The sequence below is a fragment of the Morganella sp. HSTU-ASny43 genome, from assembly GCF_022819185.1.
GTDB lineage: Bacteria > Pseudomonadota > Gammaproteobacteria > Enterobacterales > Enterobacteriaceae > Morganella > Morganella morganii.
In genome coordinates, this window is the sequence record NZ_WSPG01000010.1 from 105879 (window position 1) to 123869 (window position 17991).

Annotated in this window: 14 protein-coding genes and 1 riboswitch; of the genes, 3 read left to right on the top strand and 11 right to left on the bottom strand. The window is 51.7% G+C overall.

The window, feature by feature from the left end:
* Window positions 1-4 precede the first annotated feature (4 nt).
* Window positions 5-177, bottom strand: a riboswitch (M-box (ykoK) riboswitch).
* Window positions 178-264: 87 nt separating this feature from the next.
* The 3 genes from GN208_RS07615 to hcp form a co-directional block, all read right to left on the bottom strand.
* Window positions 265-654, bottom strand: a complete 390-nt coding sequence (locus tag GN208_RS07615; RefSeq protein ID WP_004237761.1) for a nuclear transport factor 2 family protein — start codon at window positions 652-654, stop codon at window positions 265-267.
* A gap of 127 nt (window positions 655-781) precedes the next feature.
* Entirely contained in the window at window positions 782-1789 is a 1008-nt protein-coding gene (hcr, locus tag GN208_RS07620; RefSeq protein WP_015422923.1) for an NADH oxidoreductase, read from the bottom strand.
* A gap of 66 nt (window positions 1790-1855) precedes the next feature.
* On the bottom strand, window positions 1856-3508 hold the full coding sequence (hcp, locus tag GN208_RS07625) for a hydroxylamine reductase (RefSeq protein WP_015422924.1): 1653 nt from the start codon (window positions 3506-3508) through the stop codon (window positions 1856-1858).
* A 502-nt stretch (window positions 3509-4010) separates the two neighbouring features.
* Here hcp and GN208_RS07630 point away from each other — a divergent pair.
* Together GN208_RS07630 and GN208_RS07635 are read left to right on the top strand one after the other, a co-directional pair.
* Complete coding sequence (locus GN208_RS07630) at window positions 4011-6152, top strand: TonB-dependent siderophore receptor (protein WP_004237757.1); 2142 nt, start codon at window positions 4011-4013, stop codon at window positions 6150-6152.
* Between the two features lie 14 nt (window positions 6153-6166).
* Entirely contained in the window at window positions 6167-7324 is a 1158-nt protein-coding gene (locus GN208_RS07635; protein WP_004237756.1) for an ABC transporter substrate-binding protein, read from the top strand.
* 69 nt (window positions 7325-7393) lie between these two features.
* On the opposite strand, the gene GN208_RS07640 is transcribed toward GN208_RS07635, so the two are convergent.
* On the bottom strand, window positions 7394-8773 hold the full coding sequence (locus GN208_RS07640) for a sodium:alanine symporter family protein (RefSeq protein WP_024474815.1): 1380 nt from the start codon (window positions 8771-8773) through the stop codon (window positions 7394-7396).
* 216 nt (window positions 8774-8989) lie between these two features.
* Between GN208_RS07640 and clcA the strand changes: the two genes are divergently transcribed.
* On the top strand, window positions 8990-10390 hold the full coding sequence (gene clcA, locus GN208_RS07645) for a H(+)/Cl(-) exchange transporter ClcA (protein WP_004237754.1): 1401 nt from the start codon (window positions 8990-8992) through the stop codon (window positions 10388-10390).
* A 6-nt stretch (window positions 10391-10396) separates the two neighbouring features.
* Here the strand turns inward: clcA and tehB are convergent, their stop codons facing one another.
* The 7 genes from tehB to GN208_RS07680 form a co-directional block, all read right to left on the bottom strand.
* Window positions 10397-11260, bottom strand: a complete 864-nt coding sequence (gene tehB / locus GN208_RS07650) for an SAM-dependent methyltransferase TehB (protein ID WP_004237753.1) — start codon at window positions 11258-11260, stop codon at window positions 10397-10399.
* 69 nt (window positions 11261-11329) lie between these two features.
* Window positions 11330-12409 carry a linear amide C-N hydrolase gene (locus tag GN208_RS07655; RefSeq protein WP_004237752.1) on the bottom strand — a complete coding sequence of 360 codons (1080 nt, stop codon included), beginning with the start codon at window positions 12407-12409 and terminating at the stop codon, window positions 11330-11332.
* Window positions 12410-12481: 72 nt separating this feature from the next.
* Window positions 12482-13999: a DHA2 family efflux MFS transporter permease subunit gene (locus GN208_RS07660; protein WP_004240941.1), complete on the bottom strand. Its 1518-nt coding sequence runs from the start codon at window positions 13997-13999 to the stop codon at window positions 12482-12484.
* A gap of 18 nt (window positions 14000-14017) precedes the next feature.
* Window positions 14018-15208 carry an EmrA/EmrK family multidrug efflux transporter periplasmic adaptor subunit gene (locus GN208_RS07665; protein ID WP_004237750.1) on the bottom strand — a complete coding sequence of 397 codons (1191 nt, stop codon included), beginning with the start codon at window positions 15206-15208 and terminating at the stop codon, window positions 14018-14020.
* Between the two features lie 518 nt (window positions 15209-15726).
* Window positions 15727-16497, bottom strand: a complete 771-nt coding sequence (locus GN208_RS07670; RefSeq protein ID WP_004240944.1) for a hypothetical protein — start codon at window positions 16495-16497, stop codon at window positions 15727-15729.
* A 104-nt stretch (window positions 16498-16601) separates the two neighbouring features.
* A complete protein-coding gene (locus GN208_RS07675) occupies window positions 16602-17177 on the bottom strand; it encodes a YceI family protein (protein ID WP_032098366.1) in 576 nt (191 codons plus the stop codon).
* A gap of 39 nt (window positions 17178-17216) precedes the next feature.
* The gene (locus tag GN208_RS07680) at window positions 17217-17768 is read right to left on the bottom strand and encodes a cytochrome b (protein WP_015422926.1); all 552 of its coding nucleotides are present in this window, start codon (window positions 17766-17768) and stop codon (window positions 17217-17219) included.
* Window positions 17769-17991 lie beyond the last annotated feature (223 nt).

Sequence of the window (17991 nt, forward strand, 5' to 3'; positions counted from 1 at the left end):
GCGTAGGCTATCTCACGTCTCGGTTTTAGCACTATACAACGTATCCCGCAGACTGCGGGAAGTTACTTCGGGTTATACCTTCTGTTCGATATAACCTGTCCTAATCTTGGGCGTCTCTCGACGTCGTCAGATCAGCAACCTTTGTTTGTATAGGAGCCTCGCCTAACGAGATACTGCACCTTAAATGCGGCGCGAATTATAACTCTCAGAAATTATATGGCGAGGACTATTACTATTTCGTTTAGAAACCATTGAGGTTACAAATCAGGTCCGGGAACCCAGATCATTATCGCTCTCATCACCGGTCAGCTGCCGTGTCACTTCCTCACAGCGGACAATTTTACCGTCTGCCAGACGGAAACAGGCGAAAACCTCAAAGGCGGCATGCTCACCACTGACTTTTTCTGCCTTAGCGATATGCTGAGTGTGCACACAGGACCCGCCTTCAGCGATGGATTTAATCTCAATGGTAATACTGCGGGTTGCCATTTTCAGGGCATTAAGATGGGCAAGAAATGCGGGGAATTCAATTGTCTGACCATTCACCACCTGAACATAATCACGGGAAAAATACTGTTCAACCAGGGATTCATCACCGATATGTTCACCGAGAACGTCAGTCAGGGCGCGGGCTACAAACTCTGTCTTATTCATTGCTGAAAATCCTTTTTTATTATGATCACATTTACAGCATAGCGGAAACCCGGCGTTTATCCGCCGGAAACAGAAAAAGCGCCGCTGAAAACGGCGCTTTTTTGCAATTATACAGAATGATTCTCAATCAGGCTAATTCAACATTGCCCTGAATCTGACAGCTGCACGCCAGAACATAACCCTGTTCAATCTCTTCCGGGGTCAGCGTCATGGTGCTGGTGGTGGTGTATTCACCGCTGCGGACGCGGGTTTTACAGCTGCCGCAGACACCGGCGCGGCATGCCGCCATCACCGGCACACTGTTCGCTTCCATCGCCGCCAGCAGGGTCATACCGACAGGCACTTTCACCTGACGCAGCGGGGACTGAATGGTCATGGTGACCATCTGCTCTCCGGCTTCTGCTTCCGGCTCCGGCCCGAAACGCTCCATAAAGAAGCTGCCCGGATCCACATTCAGCGCCTGACAGAATGTCTGCACATTCTTCATATACGGCGCCGGACCACAGGTCATCACCGTATGCTGTGCGATATCCGGGATCAGTGCTTTCAGTTTTTCTTCTGACAGGCGGCCGGATAACAATTCATCCGTCTCATCACTGTTTTCCACCATCAGGATCAGGCGCAGACGGGCCGGGAATGCAGTCAGCAACTGCTGCCATTCCTGAGCAAAAATCACCTGCTGTTTATCACGCACGTTGAAAATCACCGTCACCTGACTTTCCGGCTGACGGTGCAGGATCCAGCGGGTCATCGACATCACCGGTGTCACGCCGCAACCGGCGGCCAGCATCAGATAGCGCTCTGCCGGGCGGGCATCACAGGTAAATTCACCCTGTGCATCAGACAGCCACAGGTAATCACCCGGTTTCACCTCGCCGGTCAGCCAGCCGGAACCCTGTCCGTCATCCAGACGGCGCACCGTCAGGCTCAGGAACGGGCTCAGTCCCGGTGTGGAGGATAAGGTATAAGCACGCAGTGTCTCATCACTGTTGCGGATACTCACCAGCGCATACTGCCCTGCGTGATACTGATAAAAATCGTGGTTAATCAGATTGATAGTCCACACATCCGGGGTTTCCTGCCTGACAGAATGGACCTGCATGCGGTTCGGACATAAAGACGTCGGCATTGTCATCGGGCTCTCCTGACTCCGTGCCGGAGAAGGCGTGACCGCCCTCTCCGGTGCTAACAGTTACAGCAATTACGCGCCTAACACAGCGTGTAAATCATTTTCAACAGTGGTAATCGGACGCATACCGAATTTTTCATTCAGTACATTCAGCAGATTGTCAGTCAGGAATGCCGGAGCAGTCGGGCCGGTGAAGATATCCTTCACACCCAGCGCCAGCAGGGTCAGCAGAATCACAATCGCTTTCTGTTCAAACCAGGAGAGCACCAGTGTCAGCGGCAGATCATTGACGCCGCAGCCCAGTTTCTCAGCCAGTTTCACCGCCAGCATAATCGCGGAGTACGCATCGTTGCACTGACCGACATCAAGCAGGCGCGGTAATCCTTCCAGGGTACCGAAATCCAGTTTGTTGAAACGGTATTTACCGCAGGCCAGAGTCATAATCAGGCAGTCCTGAGGAACCTGACGGGCGAAATCGGTGTAGTAGCTGCGTTCACCGCGGCTGCCGTCGCATCCGCCGACGAGGAACACATGACGCAGTTTGCCGGTCGCCACCAGGTCAATCACTGTATCGGCGGCATTGAGCAGCGTTTCACGGCCGAAACCGACGGTGATCAGGTGCTCGATTTCGCTGTACGGGAAGCCGTCCATCGCCTGAGCCTGCGCAATAATATCGCTGAAATCATCACCGGTCAGGTGTTTCGCGCCCGGCCAGCCGACAATACTGCGGGTCCAGATACGGTCGGTATAACTGCCCGGATTCGGATCCAGAATACAGTTGGAGGTCATCAGAATCGGGCCCGGGAATTTGGCAAACTCAGTCTGCTGGTTCTGCCAGCCGCTGCCGTAGTTACCGACCAGATGCTTGTATTTTTTCAGTTCCGGATAGCCGTGTGCAGGCAGCATTTCACCGTGAGTGTAAATGTTCACACCGGTGCCTTCTGTCTGTTGCAGCAGCATATGCAGATCTTTGAGGTCATGACCGGAGATCAGAATCGCTTTACCTGCCACCGGACGGACGTTCACGGAAGACGGCGTCGGGTGACCGTAAGCTTCGGTTTCACCGGCATCCAGCATTTCCATGATTTTAAAGTTCATCATACCAATCGCCATGGACTGGTTGAGCAGCTCACCCATATCAGACGGATCAGTACCGAGCCACGCCATGATTTCATGGTACTGGCCGTAAATTTCATCGCTGTATTTGCCCAGCACATGGGCGTGCTCCATATATGCCGCCGCCCCTTTCAGGCCGTACAGGCAGAGCATACGCAGACCGTGGATATCATCACCGATAGCCTGCTTATCTTTATTCAGGGCAAATTCATCCGCCTGTTTCACCAGTGACGCAATATCCGTGCCCTTCAGTTGCAGGTTTGCTAACGGGTGATTCAGAACCAGTGCCGGGTTTTTCGCCAGGCAGCGTTTCATCAGGCTGTCACGCATCACAATCGCTTCCTGCGCATAACCGATGATGCGCTCAGAATCGAAGTTAACGTTAGTTAATGTGGAGAAAAATGCACGCGGCGCAAAGCTGTCTGTGTCGTGATCGATGATACCTGATTCACGCGCAGCAACCGCCCACGCTGAAAGACTTTCCAGTACTGCCACCAGCAGATCCTGTAAGTCAGATGTTTCTGCGGTTTTACCGCACATGCCCTGGGCATAGGCACAGCCATTACCCACCGGTGTACGCATCGTTTGTTCACATTGCACACAGTACATGCTCTTGCTTCCTTATAAGTTGTATTTTATATGCAACATAAGAATACGCCATTTCAGACCGGTGAAAAGGGGTTTTCCTGACTATCATTCCTTTGCTTGATCTAAAGCAAAAATTAACCGGCACGACACATCACTATCGCGAATGATTAACATTTACATTATTTACAGATGCAATATGGAGTAAGGAATTATCCGGTATTTTGGGGTAAGGTGGCGTGATATAAACCGGTAAGGCAACTGACCAGAAGATGGATAAATGCACTTGCATCCAGATGTGGAACGAAAGAATAAAACAGGCGGATTAATCCATAAAACCGCCCTTTCCCCGCTAAAACAGCAAGATCACATTCACACCAAAAATAATTCTCACGACTATCATTTAACCCCCGAATTTCGAACCAAAAAATCAGCATATTAGTAACTTTCCGTTAAAAAATTATTGCGCACAGGTAATAGTTATTATTATCATTTGTCTTCTTAAATTCTCACGGAAAACTGAGTGATGACTGATTCCTGTAACGCATCCTGCCGCCCTGCCCGCCTCACGCCGCTGGCACTGGCGCTCGCTGTTATCAGCGGTGGCAGTATCGCCGCCACCGCAGATACCGAAGACCCGGTTGTGGTTGTCGGCAACTGGCTGGATAACACTGATAACAGCGATACGCTGCTGAACCACGGCGGCGCACGGACCATCAAAACCAAAAAACAAATCGATGAGTCAGGGGCGGAAACCATAGCGGACGCCCTGCGTGGTATTCCGGGTGTTCAGGTGCGGGACAGTAACGGTACCGGCGGCAGTGACGTTTCACTCAATGTCGGTATCCGCGGGCTTCCGGCACGGTTGTCCCCGCGCTCTACCATTCTGCTCGACGGTATTCCGCTGGCCGCTGCCCCCTACGGGCAGCCGCAGTTATCGATGTCACCACTCTCATTAGGCTCAATCAGCAGCATTGATGTGATGCGTGGTGCCACCTCTGTCCGCTACGGACCGCAAAACGTCGGCGGCGTGATTAACTTTGTCACTAAACCTATTCCGGAAACCTTCAGCGGTTCCGCGTCCGTCAAAACACAGGGTGCACGCACCGGCGGGCTGAAAACCCTGACCGATGCCTCTGTCGGTGGCTCAAAAGAAGACGGTTCTGCAGGTGCGCTGCTGCTCTACTCCGGTCTGCACGGCCAGGGCTACCGCAAGAATAATGACAATACCGATATTGATGACATCATCCTGAAAACCCGCTATGCCTTCAGTGACACTGATGAGTTGCTGGCAAACTTTCACTATTACCATGCGCAATCCGGGATGCCGGGCGGCCTGACAGAGGCACAGTACAAAGCCGATCCTTACCAGTCTGTCCGTCCGTTTGACCGTTTTGAAGGCAACCGTCAGGATATGTCCTTTAAATACCGCCACCAGGAAGATGATAAACAGTTTGAATTACTGACCTGGTTCAGCAAAAGTTACCGGGGCAGTTATATTGAAAGTGAGGGAACAAATGCGAGTGCCGGTAAGAGCCGCCTTGTTTCCTATCCGCGTCACTACACAGCTTACGCCATTGAACCGAGCTATTCACAGCTGTTCCGCTTTGATAACCAGTCCCACGAAATCACCCTGGGTTACCGCTATCTGAATGAAACGGCGGATGAAAAAGCCTACCGCTCCGGCTGGTATCCGACCGGTTCTCAAAGCTCACGCCCTCAGACCGACAGCTACTATCAGCACACCTCCGGCGGTACAGAGGCCCATGCCATCTATATCGATGACACCATTAATGTTGGTAACTGGACGGTTATTCCCGGCCTGCGTTATGAAAATATAAAAATTCATCTCGATGACGGTTTCCGTAACCAGTTCCGCAGCAAGAGCTACAGCGAACCGTTACCGGCACTGTCGGTGATTTATCATATTGATGATCAGTGGAAACTGTTCGCCAACGCCGGCAGCTCATTCGGCAGCCTGCAATATTTCCAGCTCAATACCGGCGGCGCGGGTAATGATCCGGCAAACGGCCTGAGTGCAGAAAAAGCCCATAACTATGAAGCCGGTACACGGTTTGATGATGGTCTGCTGTCTGCGGAAATGACCCTGTTCTATATCGATTTCAATGATCAGCTGCAATACATTGAAAACTCGACCGGCTGGACCAACCTCGGTGCGACCACCCATCAGGGGGTAGAACTGGCACTGAATTATGACCTGAGTGAAACCGCGAAATGGCTCGACGGCGTCAGTATCTACAGCACTTATACCTACACAAAAGCAGTGAGCAAACGCGGTAATTTTGCGGATAAAGATCTGCCGTTCTACTCCCGCCAGCTCTTTACTGCCGGTGCCCGCTATGAAACCGGAAACTGGGTGTGGAATCTCAACACCTATGCGCAGTCAAAACAGCAGTCACCGGGAACCGGGAAAAATTACATTACCGAAGGCAGTGCTGACGGGCGTTACGGCATTATTCCGGGCTATATGATGTGGGATGCGCGTGCGGAGTATCATTTCGGCCCGCAATGGTCAGATCTGACACTTGCCGCCGGGGTGAAAAACCTGTTTGATCAGGCCAGCTTTACCCGTTCAACAGATAATAACTACGGCATTTACGCCGGGCAGCCGCGCACCTTCTTTGCGCAGGCTTCCGTGAAGTTTTAAAGGTCATTCATATAATGAAACGCATATTCCACGCTGCCGGACGTTTTCCGGCCCTTATCATCACCCTTTGTGCCGCACTCGCGGCACTGTTTCCGCTCAATGCAACAGCGGAACTGATAACGGTGACGGATATTGCCGGGCGGACAGTCACCGTCAATGCCCCGGTATCCCGTATCATGCTGGCAGACAGCCGGGTACTGGTTGCGCTGAATATTCTGCATCCGTCTGAACCGCTGAAAGGTATTGCGGCATGGGATGATGCACTGACCAAAAAAGCGCCGGACCTGCGTATTGCTTATGAAAAACAATTTCCGCAGCTGAAAGATATTCCGGTATTTCCGAACCCTTACACATCGGATTTCAGTGTCGAAAAAGCGCTGACTTATCAGCCGGATTTGGTGATTTTTGATACCGGACTGCAAAGTAAACTGACCGAAAGCGGCACCCTGGATTTGCTGGAGAAAAGCGGTATTCCGGTGATATTTATCGATTTCCGTCAGTATCCGCTGCAAAACACCATGCCAAGCATGACGCTTTTGGGGCAGGTCTTCGGGCAGGAAAAACAGGCGGCAGCATTTAATGATTTTTACCGCGAGCGGCTGGATCTTATCCGCTCGCGGGTTGCAAATATTCCGGAAGACAAAAAGCCTACCGTCTTTATTGAACGAGCGGCGGGTCTTGCCGGGGAAAACAGCTGTTGTAAAACCTTTGGTAACGGTAACTTCGGGGAGTTTGTTGCCGCTGCGGGAGGTCATAACCTCGGTGCAGACTGGTTTAAAAACGGTATGGGCGGTGAGGTGAGTGAAGAACAGATTATTGCCGCTGACCCGCAGTTTTATCTGATGACCGTCGCCGACTGGGAAAATACCCGCAAAGGCAGTGCTTCAGTACCGCTCGGCTATACCGGCTCTGAGGAGCGGGCTGTACCGGCACTGGAAAAACTGATGGCACGGCCGAAACTGCAGTATCTCACGGCGTATCAGCAGAAACAGGTACTGGCACTGTATCAGCAATACTATGACACCCCGTTCAATATTATTGCGGTGGAAGCTATCGCCAAAATGCTGCATCCGGCACTGTTTCCCGGGCTCGATCCGCAGGCGGACAGCCTGATGCTGCATAAAACCTTTACCGCTCTGGACGGCAGCGGCCTGTTCTGGCTGCAACCCTGATAATCACATCAGTTGCTGCAACCGGAAACTAACGGGCAGTTTTCTGCCCGTTAGTTACATTTCCGGCCACTATTTCTTCTGATATAACTCATTCGCCATATCAATACTGTCCGCATTAACATCCCGGATGTGGTCACGCGTCAGACGATATACCACCGGGCTTAATAAGATCAGTGCGATCAGGTTCGGGATCGCCATCATGGCATTCAGGGTATCCGCCAGCAGCCAGACAAACTCCAGAGACTGTGTGGCGCCAATCGGTAGTGCTATCAGCCACAGCACACGGAAAACCTTAATCGCCTTCACGCCGAACAGATACTGGACGCACTTCTCACCGTAAAAACTCCAGCCGAGGATTGTAGTGAAGGCAAAAATCGTCAGTGCAATCGCCACAATATAGTTTCCGCCCGGAATCGCCGCTTTGAAAGAGGAAGCGGTCAGTGTGGCACCGGTTTCCGCTGTCAGCCAGCCGCCCATAATGACAATGGTCAGGCCGGTTACCGAGCAGACAATAATGGTGTCAATAAAGGTACCGAGCATGGCGATCAGCCCCTGACGGATCGGGTTCTGGGTTTTCGCGGCAGCATGCGCTATCGGTGCACTGCCCAGACCCGCCTCGTTGGAGAATACGCCGCGCGCCACCCCGAAACGGATAGCCGCCCAGACGGTCGCCCCGGCAAACCCGCCCTGTGCCGCCACCGGTGTAAAGGCAGAAGTAATAATGAGGGAAAACGCCGCCGGAATTTCACTGATATTCAGCGCGAGCACCACAAGACCGGCACCAAAGTAGCCGACGGTCATAAACGGTACCAGTTTACCGGCCACGTCTGAGATACGGCGGATCCCGCCAATCAGTACCGCACCGACCAGCAGCACCAGCGCCACGCTGGTCACCCATTTGTTGATGCCGAAGTTACTCTCCAGCACATCAGCCACGGAGTTGGCCTGAACCGTGTTCCCGATACCGAACCCGGCACAGGCACCAAATACCGCAAACAGTGTTCCCAGCCAGACCCATTTCGGGCCGAGGCCGTTTTTGATGTAATACATCGGGCCGCCGACATACTGCCCGTATTTATCCACTTCACGATAACGAACCGCCAGCACGGCTTCTGAGTATTTTGTCGCCATACCCACCAGTGCCGTCATCCACATCCAGAACAGCGCCCCCGGCCCGCCCATCACCACTGCTGTTGCCACACCGGCAATATTGCCGGTGCCGATAGTGGCGGATAATGCCGTCATCAGGGCGTTAAACGGGGAGATCTGCCCTTCCCCGCGTGATTCATTGCGCTGAAATAATAATCTGAACCCGGTTCCCAGTTTACGAATCGGCAAAAAACCCAGCCGAATCTGCATATATAAGCCAACACCCAGTATTCCCACCAGCATCGGCACACCCCATACCACGCCGTTCAGCGCGCCCAGCCACTCTGTTATCAAATCCATTCACCCCTCCTGACCGGCCCTGTTACTTTTTTATTTTACGCGTCACATATAAATAACATTTATTTATCATTTATTAATAAAGCGGAAAAATGCCGGGAATGCGAACAAAAAATGTCCGGATTTGCGTTGGATTTTTGAATCTGTGAAGGGTGTCACTTGTCACAAATTGAATTAAAATAGTGATTAATTTTTATTTAGAATGGATCATGTTCAGCCATGTCAGATGCTTTACCGCATACGACAGCCACGCTTAAACGCCGTTATCGTGTGCTCAAACGCCTTAAAGAACGCAATCTCGCCCCTGTTACTGTCCTGCTGCTGGCGGCTGCCGTCGGCGCACTCGCCGGTTTTACCGGTGTGCTGTTTGAACGCGGGGTCAATTGGGTTGGTGAATACCGGGTCAGCTCTCTGTCTTCACTGACAGATAATAAAGAAATACTTATCCCGCTGATGTTCATTGTTTCCGCCCTGCTGGCCATGTCAGGTTACTGGCTGGTGCGCCGTTTTTCACCGGAATCCGGCGGGTCGGGGATCCCGGAAATTGAAGGGGCATTGCAGGATGTCCGCCCGGTACGCTGGTGGCGGGTGCTGCCGGTAAAATTTATCGGCGGGCTGGGTACTCTCGGCTCCGGTATGGTGCTGGGGCGTGAAGGCCCGACCGTGCAGTTAGGGGCAAATATCAGCGGGCTGGTCAGTGCGCTGGCCGGGGTGAAAAACCAGGAATCCCGCCACACATTGCTGGCCACCGGTGCCGCCGCCGGTCTGACCGCCGCCTTTAACGCACCGCTCGCAGGGATCCTGTTTATCATTGAGGAAATGCGTCCGCAGTTCCGTTACAGCCTGATTTCCATCAAAGCCGTTTTTATCGGCGTAATCATGTCGAGCATTGTTTTTCAGACCTTTAACAGCGGCGCGCCGATTCTGGATATCGGTAAATACCATGCCGCCCCGCTGAATACTCTCTGGCTCTATCTGGTGCTGGGAATGGTTTTCGGTGTGATTGGTGTGATGTTTAACCGCTTTCTGCTCACCATGCAGACACAGTTCCGCCGTTTTTATCAGGATAAAACATCCCGTTTTGTTGCCACCGGCGGTCTGATTGGCGGGTTATGCGGCATTGCCGGGCTGTACTGGCCGCAGGTAACCGGCGGCGGATTCGCGGTGATCCCGGATGTCGCTGCGCTGCACTACTCCCTGACCGGTATTCTGATGATCTTCCTGTTCCGTGTGCTCACCACGGTTATCTGCTTCAGTTCCGGTGCGCCGGGCGGGATCTTCGCGCCGACACTCGCACTCGGCACACTATTCGGCAGTTTCTTCGGCTATGCCGCCATGCTGCTGTTTCCGCAGTATCAGATTGAACCGGCGACCTTTGCCATTGCAGGCATGGGGGCTCTCTTTGCCGCCACCGTCCGTGCGCCGCTTACCGGTATTGTGCTGGTGCTGGAGATGACCGATAACTATCAGCTGATCCTGCCGATGATTATCACATGTCTGGGGGCAACACTGCTGGCGCAGTATCTGGGCGGACGTCCGCTGTATTCGGTACTGCTGGAGCGGATCCTGATGCAGAACGGCACGCCGCCGGAAAAAACCGGTGACGCGCCGCGAGGGTAATATTAATCAGGCTTTTTTGCGGGCAATCAGGGTGGCAAAATTTAATCGGATCCGGTTGCCTGCCGCATCAGTGCGGTGCAGATGTCCCGGGTTTTCGTTGTATTTCAGAATGTCCCAGTCCGCATAATAGCCGGATAACTCGCCCGGTTTCAGGAAGCAGTCAAACGGCAGTTCATCATACGGCATATTCTCTGTTTCCACCGGGCAGACAATCAGGTTATACCCGTCCTGGCGGGTATGTGCCTGCATATCGGCGATGATCGCAGCAATATTCTCTCTTTTCAGGAACATCAGCACCACGGTGGAAATAATGACGTCGTAATCATCCTGTAATGCATGCTGGTTGATGTCATACACCTGCGTGCGGATATTGCTGATCCCCGCAGCGGCTTTCACATCCTCGATCGCCTGAATGTGCTGCGGATTGATATCCATGGCCGTCACATCATAACCGAGCTGCGCCAGGAAAAAGCTGTTGCGCCCGCGTCCGGAGCCTAAATCGAGTGTTTTACCCGGTTTTGTCATTGTCACCAGTTCACGGACTTCGGAGTGCGGACGGGTCAGTCCGTGGATTTTATAGAATTCATCTTCAGGCTGACACCAGAAGGCAAGCTGACAGGAAATATCATCACTGACGGATTCAATTTTGTGCCACACCTGCGGGTCAAGACGCGGCGGCTGATGCGTGGTATCAAAGTGGTAGCGGGTCTCTTCGCCGTTTTCACCGAAAACGACAAAATCCATCTCCCCCGCCAGAACCGTCAGCTGCGCCCACGTACCTTCCGCCGTATTATGGCGATCCGTAAAGGCCATCGGGATAGTGGTTTTTTGCCAGACCGGCAGGGTTTTATAGCAGACTAAGTTTTCCATTTTACGCCTCACCTTAAAGATGCATTTTAAATACATCTTATATCCTTTCCGGTGAGGCGTAAATGACTTTTATTTCTGACGGGCGATAACTTCGTTTATCCCCTGAAAGACAAACGGTTTAGCATCGGTGAAATCCTTTGCCACATCACCGGAATAAATGTTTTGCTGTTCAGGACCCAAATCCAGTTTCTTCACTTTGCCGTTTTCTTTGCTGAAATCCACTTTTTTCAGGTCAACCCAGAAGATATTGGGTGTCAGCGCCGATTCAAAGAAATAAATCTGACGTTTGTGATCCACCACCGTACGCCAGCGGGTGGAGGAGATATTCGGCTCTTCTTCGGTATTCAGCCCGAACGGCACAGACACATTGCGGATCACACTGAATACAGACGCCACCGCTTTATTCGGCGTGGTCGCTTTCGGAATCGCATTAATATAGAAAGACCCGCGCGCAAAACGGTCAGCGGAGCGGTTGGTGCCCGGCAGCATCACGGTGCCGTTGATTTGCTGCCAGTAGCTGTCCAGTGCCAGCTGCTCGCTGAATACCGGGGAGTTGGTCATTACCTGATATTTACGGCTGTGATGAATTACCTGTTTGCCATCAATATATTCAATAATGGCGCTGTCACCGGAAGCATCGGATAATGAAAGGTGCAGTGTCGCCAGGCGCTCTTCACCCGGGACTTTATCAGTGATCACTGCGAACGGCTCTTTTTCCAGTGCAGTAACCGCTTCTTCAACGGTCGCGTAGTTATCCAGCACATACTGTGCCCAGGCAGAGATACTCAGGGTTGGTTTGTTGCTTTCCGGTGTCGGATACACCGATTCCACCAGCCACAGCAGGTTTGCGGACAATCCCTTTTCATTAATGCCGTCGGTGGTGGAAACATCATAGCCGGATGCCACCACACTGCCGTATTTTGACACCCATTTCACGGAATTCGGCCCGGCGGCACCATCGCGTTCCATCCCCTGCGGGAAGATCCATAAATTGGTACCGACATCACTTTTCCAGTCCATTGACCGGGCAGTGATCACCTGCGCATCATCCCCGAGATACACCAGCCGGGTGCAGGCGGAAGCAATCTGGGCAGCCAGTAATGTGGCCGACGCGACCGCACCGGCAAGTATAATTCGCTTAAATGTCATGAAAAACCCCTTTTCATTGCGTCCGGCAACCGGCAGCTTACCGGTTACGCTTCCTTATTACTGTAGTCCTTATCAGGATTTTGTGGCAAACGGCGGCCGGGCAAACCAGATAAGAACAATCAATCCGATGAAGACGCCGCCGGAGAGCCAGAAAATCTCATTGGCACTGATAATCAGCCCCTGGGCGGTAATTTCCTTCGCCAGATAGGCGGAGGTCTGCGCTTCTGATAACCCGTGCTGCGCCATCTCCTGATACATCTGTACCGATTCCGGATTATACGCGGTGATGGATTCCGTAAGCTGAGAATGATGTAACGATTCGCGACGGCTCCACAGCGTGGTGGTGATCGATGTACCGATAGATCCCGCCAGTGTCCGGAAGAAATTGGCCAGCGCGGAGGCCGAGGCCAGTTTCTCCGGCGGCAGACCGGAAAGCGTGATGGTGGTGAGCGGCATAAAGAAACAGGCCACTGCAAAACCCTGCACCAGCTGCGGCCAGACCGAGGCATAGAACCCCATCTGTGGCTCGAAAGTATAGGCGCGCCAGTAGAAACAGACGGAATACACCACGAAACTAAAGGTTACAATCCAGCGCAAATCCACCACATTGGAGATTTTACCGACAAACGCGGAAATCAGTATCGGCACCAGCCCGATAGGCGCCAGCGCCAGCCCTGCCCATTCAGCCGTATAGCCGTACACCTCCTGGAGCAGCTGCGGCAGCAGTACAATTGCGCCGAAATAGACCATATACGCCAGACTGACCGACAGTGTGCCGATGGTAAAGTTACGCGACTTAAACAGCGACAACTCGACAATCGGGTTTTTATCCGTCAGTTCCCAGATCACCAGGAAGACCAGCGCAACGGCTGCAATAATGGCCAGTGCGACAATTTCATCTGACTCCAGCCAGCCGAGATCTTTCCCTTTATCCAGCAGGATTTGCAGACAGCCGATCCCGACCACCAGCAGCGACAAGCCAATCACATTGAGCGGAACCTTTGTCACCTTCGATTCCATACCGCGCAGCAGCATCAGGCTGACCAGTACCACCGCAATACCGATAGGTACGTTGATAAAGAAAATCCAGCCCCAGTGGAAGTTATCACTGATATAGCCGCCCATAATCGGCCCGAACACCGGCGCCAGAATGATGGTCATCGACCAGAGTGCCAGCGCGGTATTCTGTTTGGCGGGCGGGTAACTTTTCAGCAGCAGGCTTTGTGAGAGCGGGATAATCGGCCCGGCCACCCCGCCCTGTAACACGCGGAAGAAAATCAGCATTTCCAGGCTTTCTGATAACCCGCACAGCAGTGACGTCAGGGTAAACAGCCCGGTGGACCAGATAAACACCCGTACTTCCCCGAAACGCTTGGCCAGAAACCCGGTAATCGCGATGGAAATCGCGTTGGATACCCCGAATGAGGTAATAACCCAGGTGCCCTGAGAGACAGAAGCTCCGAGATCGCCGGAAATGGTCGGGATCGCCACGTTGGCAATAGTGGAGTCCAGCACCTGCATAAAGGTGGCCATCGACAGCGCGATGGTCGCCCAGACCAGTTTCATGCCTGTTAATGGTTGATTAGCCACAATAAAGCCCCGCGCTGATTAACTGGCGTTATCGGTAATGATTTGTGCAATCACCGCATTGACCGGTGCCAGATCCGGGATCAGCACATCACTCTTAAAGGCCGGGGTATCACGCTGGACATTGGCCAGAACCGGGCCATCGGTATTTTTGGTTTCGATAGTCACGTTCATCGATAACCCGATACGCAGCGGATATCTGGCAACCTGCTGCGGATCCAGCTCTACCCGGACCGGCAGACGCTGCACCACTTTGATCCAGTTCCCGGTGGCATTCTGCGCAGGCAGCAGAGAGAAGGCACTGCCGGTACCCATATCCAGCCCGGCTACCGTGCCGTTAAAGGTCACTTTATCGCCGTAAAAATCACTGGTAATGGTGACCGGCTGCCCGATACGCACACTACTGAGCTGCGTTTCCTTAAAGTTGGCATCAATCCAGACCGGTTCGACCGGTACAATCGCCATCAGTGAGGCATTCGGGCTGACCTGAGCCCCGACCTGCACGTTGCGGCGGGAGACATACCCGGTAAACGGACTGCGGATTTCCGTGCGCTGTAAGTTAATCCAGGCATCACGGACTTTATCCGCCGCCTGCAGCACCGCAGGCTGATCCGCCAGCGCCGTGGTTTTCAGCAGGGCTTTGGTGGCATTCAGTTGCTGCACAGACGCATTCAGGGATGCCTGCGCCTCTTCAACCGCTTCCCGTGAGTGCTGTAAATCTTCTTTGGAGATAGTCCCCCGCTGTCCTAACACACTGCGGCGGGCATAGTCATTCTGTGCCTGATTCAGCATCACTTGTTTCTGGGCGATAACCGCACCGAGCTGGTCGCGGTTAAAATAGAGTTCCTGAGTCTGCCGCACCGTGGCCGCGAGATCATGACGGGCCTGCGCGTAAGCCAGTTCAGCATTAGTTTTATCCAGCACTACCAGCACATCCCCGGCATGCACCAGATCGGTATTCTCAAAATTCACCTGTGTCACATTACCGGTGGTTTGTGCGACGATCGGCACCTGAAGGCCCACCACGTAGGCGTCATCGGTATATTCCTGATAACGCAGCACCATGAACCAGTAAATAAGATAGCCGGCGAGCAGCACAATAAAGAGGAGTGACGTTCCCGCAAGCCAGATTTTTCGTCTGGCGGGATTGGATGACGATGTTTTTTTGTCAGAAGGCTGGGCAGCAGAAGACTGCGCTGATGTGTTGTCCATCAAAATACCCCGGTAATAAAGTTAAGCCAAAAATATTGCGCACAGAATAGCCTGAATCACTATAAAAGTAACGGTAAGTGAAATATTACAGGGGAAAACCGAAAACAATATAAACAGAAACAAAACATCTGCTGAACACAATAAAATATGTAACTTATTTATCGGATTATGATGAACAGCAAATGAATATAGGGAAATAATCAGATATTTAAGTAATATCCGCTGCATATTTTGATACTTATTTCTGCACTCTCAGTGACAGAGACAGAACACATAAAAAGCGATTACGGTAAAAATCCCCTGATTATTCGTCTGCCCGGTTCATTTTCGGGTATCAGAGTATTTTCTGTTTACCTTTCCCGATTCTTAAACAAAGTATCGTGTTTTACTGAAATGTGTTTGTTTTTTATCCGGATACAGAAAACAGCACGATTTGCACATTTCCGTTTCTGTCCGCCGGACATAAAAAAACCGCAGAGTCATAAACGCTGCGGTTATTATCCGGTACCCGGAGATATTTACTGAGACAAAATCAGACGCAGCGCCTCAGCGGTAGCCGCTTTATTCGGTTCTTTCGTGAATAAGTCATAAAAATCGCCGACAATCAGACAGGTGGTGACCGGGTCTTCCGCGCCTTTATTCAGGTCACTCAGCAACATCACTTTATCACCGTATTTTTCTGACAGTTTCTGATAAACATCCCCTAATACCTTATAAGCTTCCTGCGCCGGGACATTACCGGTATTCCGGTCTTCCAGTGATGATGTCAGGATCAGATTCACGGTTTTCAGCATCCGGATATCGGCTTCATTATAGGTAAACTGCGCTTTATTCTGCGGGAATTTATTCAGTGCCGGGAAAAAGTTATTAAAGCACTGCTGTCCGGACGGATCTTTTACCAGATAACCTTCCGCCTGCTCTTTTACCGCCCCGGCGAAGGCATTCAGGGCATCATCAGAGGCATACGGGATCCGGTCAATTAATAACACTGCCGTCATCCCGGCGATATCATTCATCCATGCCACTTTCTGCTCGCGGGTCATGGTGTCATAGTTCCTGATATTACTCTTCAGGCCTTTATATTTTTCCGGGGAAATTTTGCCTACCACTTCAACAAACTGCATCGATTCCGACATCATCTCTGCTTCAAGTGATTTTTGTGTTGCCGCTCCGTCTTTACTGACGGCGGTGACAGAAAAAACATTATCCCGCTTACCCATATAATAACCGGCACCGGCAAAGACCACGGCAACAATAAGAACCAATAATAAGCTGAGTTTTTTATTCACGCACTTTCCTCTGATACGCTGAGTTATCACTGAAAGTGATAGTGACACAAATTAATAAGGCCTGCTATTGCAGGCCCCGATAATTGTTCAGATTGTAAAAATAATCAGATTTTTACGCCTTCAACGGAAATAATCAGTTCAGCATCCTGAGACTTCGGTCCCAGATCGGCTTTAATATTAAAGCTTTTCAGTGAGACTTTCCCCGTTGCCTCAAAACCGGCGCGGTAACCACCCCACGGATCTTTGCCTTCACCGGTCAGTTTTGCATCCAGAGTAACCGGATTGGTCACGCCGTTCAGCGTCAGATCACCGGTGATAATAAAGTCGTCGCCTTTCTTTTCTACTTTGGTTGAAACAAATTTTGCTTCCGGATTTTTCTCTGTATTCAGAAAATCCCCTCCGCGCAGATGTTTGTCACGCTCAGCATGGTTGGTATCCAGGCTGCCGGTTTTGATGGTCACATCCACGTTATCCTTTGCCGGGTCGGCCTTATCAAAGGTAAATGTGCCGTCAAAATCCTTAAATGTCCCGTACAGCCAGCTGTAACCCAGGTGCTGAATACGGAACTGCACAAAGGCGTGCTGCCCTTCTTTATCTATCTTATAGGTGTCGGCCATTGCCGCACCGGAACCCAGCAGCATCATACCTGCGCTTAAACCAACCAGTGCTTTCTTCAGCATCATATTCACTCCGTCATAATAAAATTACGGGCAGCCCGTTCAGGGTTTCATGCCCAGCATGCGTTTTAATGTGGCGTCTTTATCAAAGAAATGATGTTTCAGTGCCGCCAGCGCGTGCAGCGCCGATAACACAACAACCGACCAGGCAAGGTACAGGTGAACCGTACCGGCGGTATCCGCCTGCTCTGCGCCGTCTGTCACTGTGGCCGGTACATCAAACCAGCCGAAAACCGATATCGCCTGACCATTTGCCGTTGAGATAAAATAGCCGGTGATCAGAATGGCAAACAAAATACCGTACAGCAGCCAGTGCGCCAGTGCGGCACTGATGCGGGTAAACCGGCTGTAAGTGGATAATGCCGGCGGCGGCGGGGAAAGCCAGCGCCAGATCATGCGGACAGCCAACACAATAAACAGCAGGATCCCGATACTCTTATGGATCTCCGGTGCGCGGTGATACCAGACATCATAGTAACCCAGCGAAACCATCCACAGCCCCAGTGCAAACATCCCGTAAACGGTGATTGCCACGCCCCAGTGAAGCAGAACGGAGAGGTGCCCGTACCGTTGCGCACTATTTTTCCATTGCATTGATAAATACCCTTTGCTGTTCCATACGGATAACATTTCAGTAACAGCGGGATACTTTACGTGAATTTTCCGGCCATATCGGACAAATATTTTGTTTAAGTTAATCAAATTAAGTCAATAACTTATTAATTTAACTGTCATTTTTATATCGATATAAAATATTAAACCGGAAAAATCTTATATAGCGGGATTTTGTAAGACTGAATCGGACTGAGTTATAACC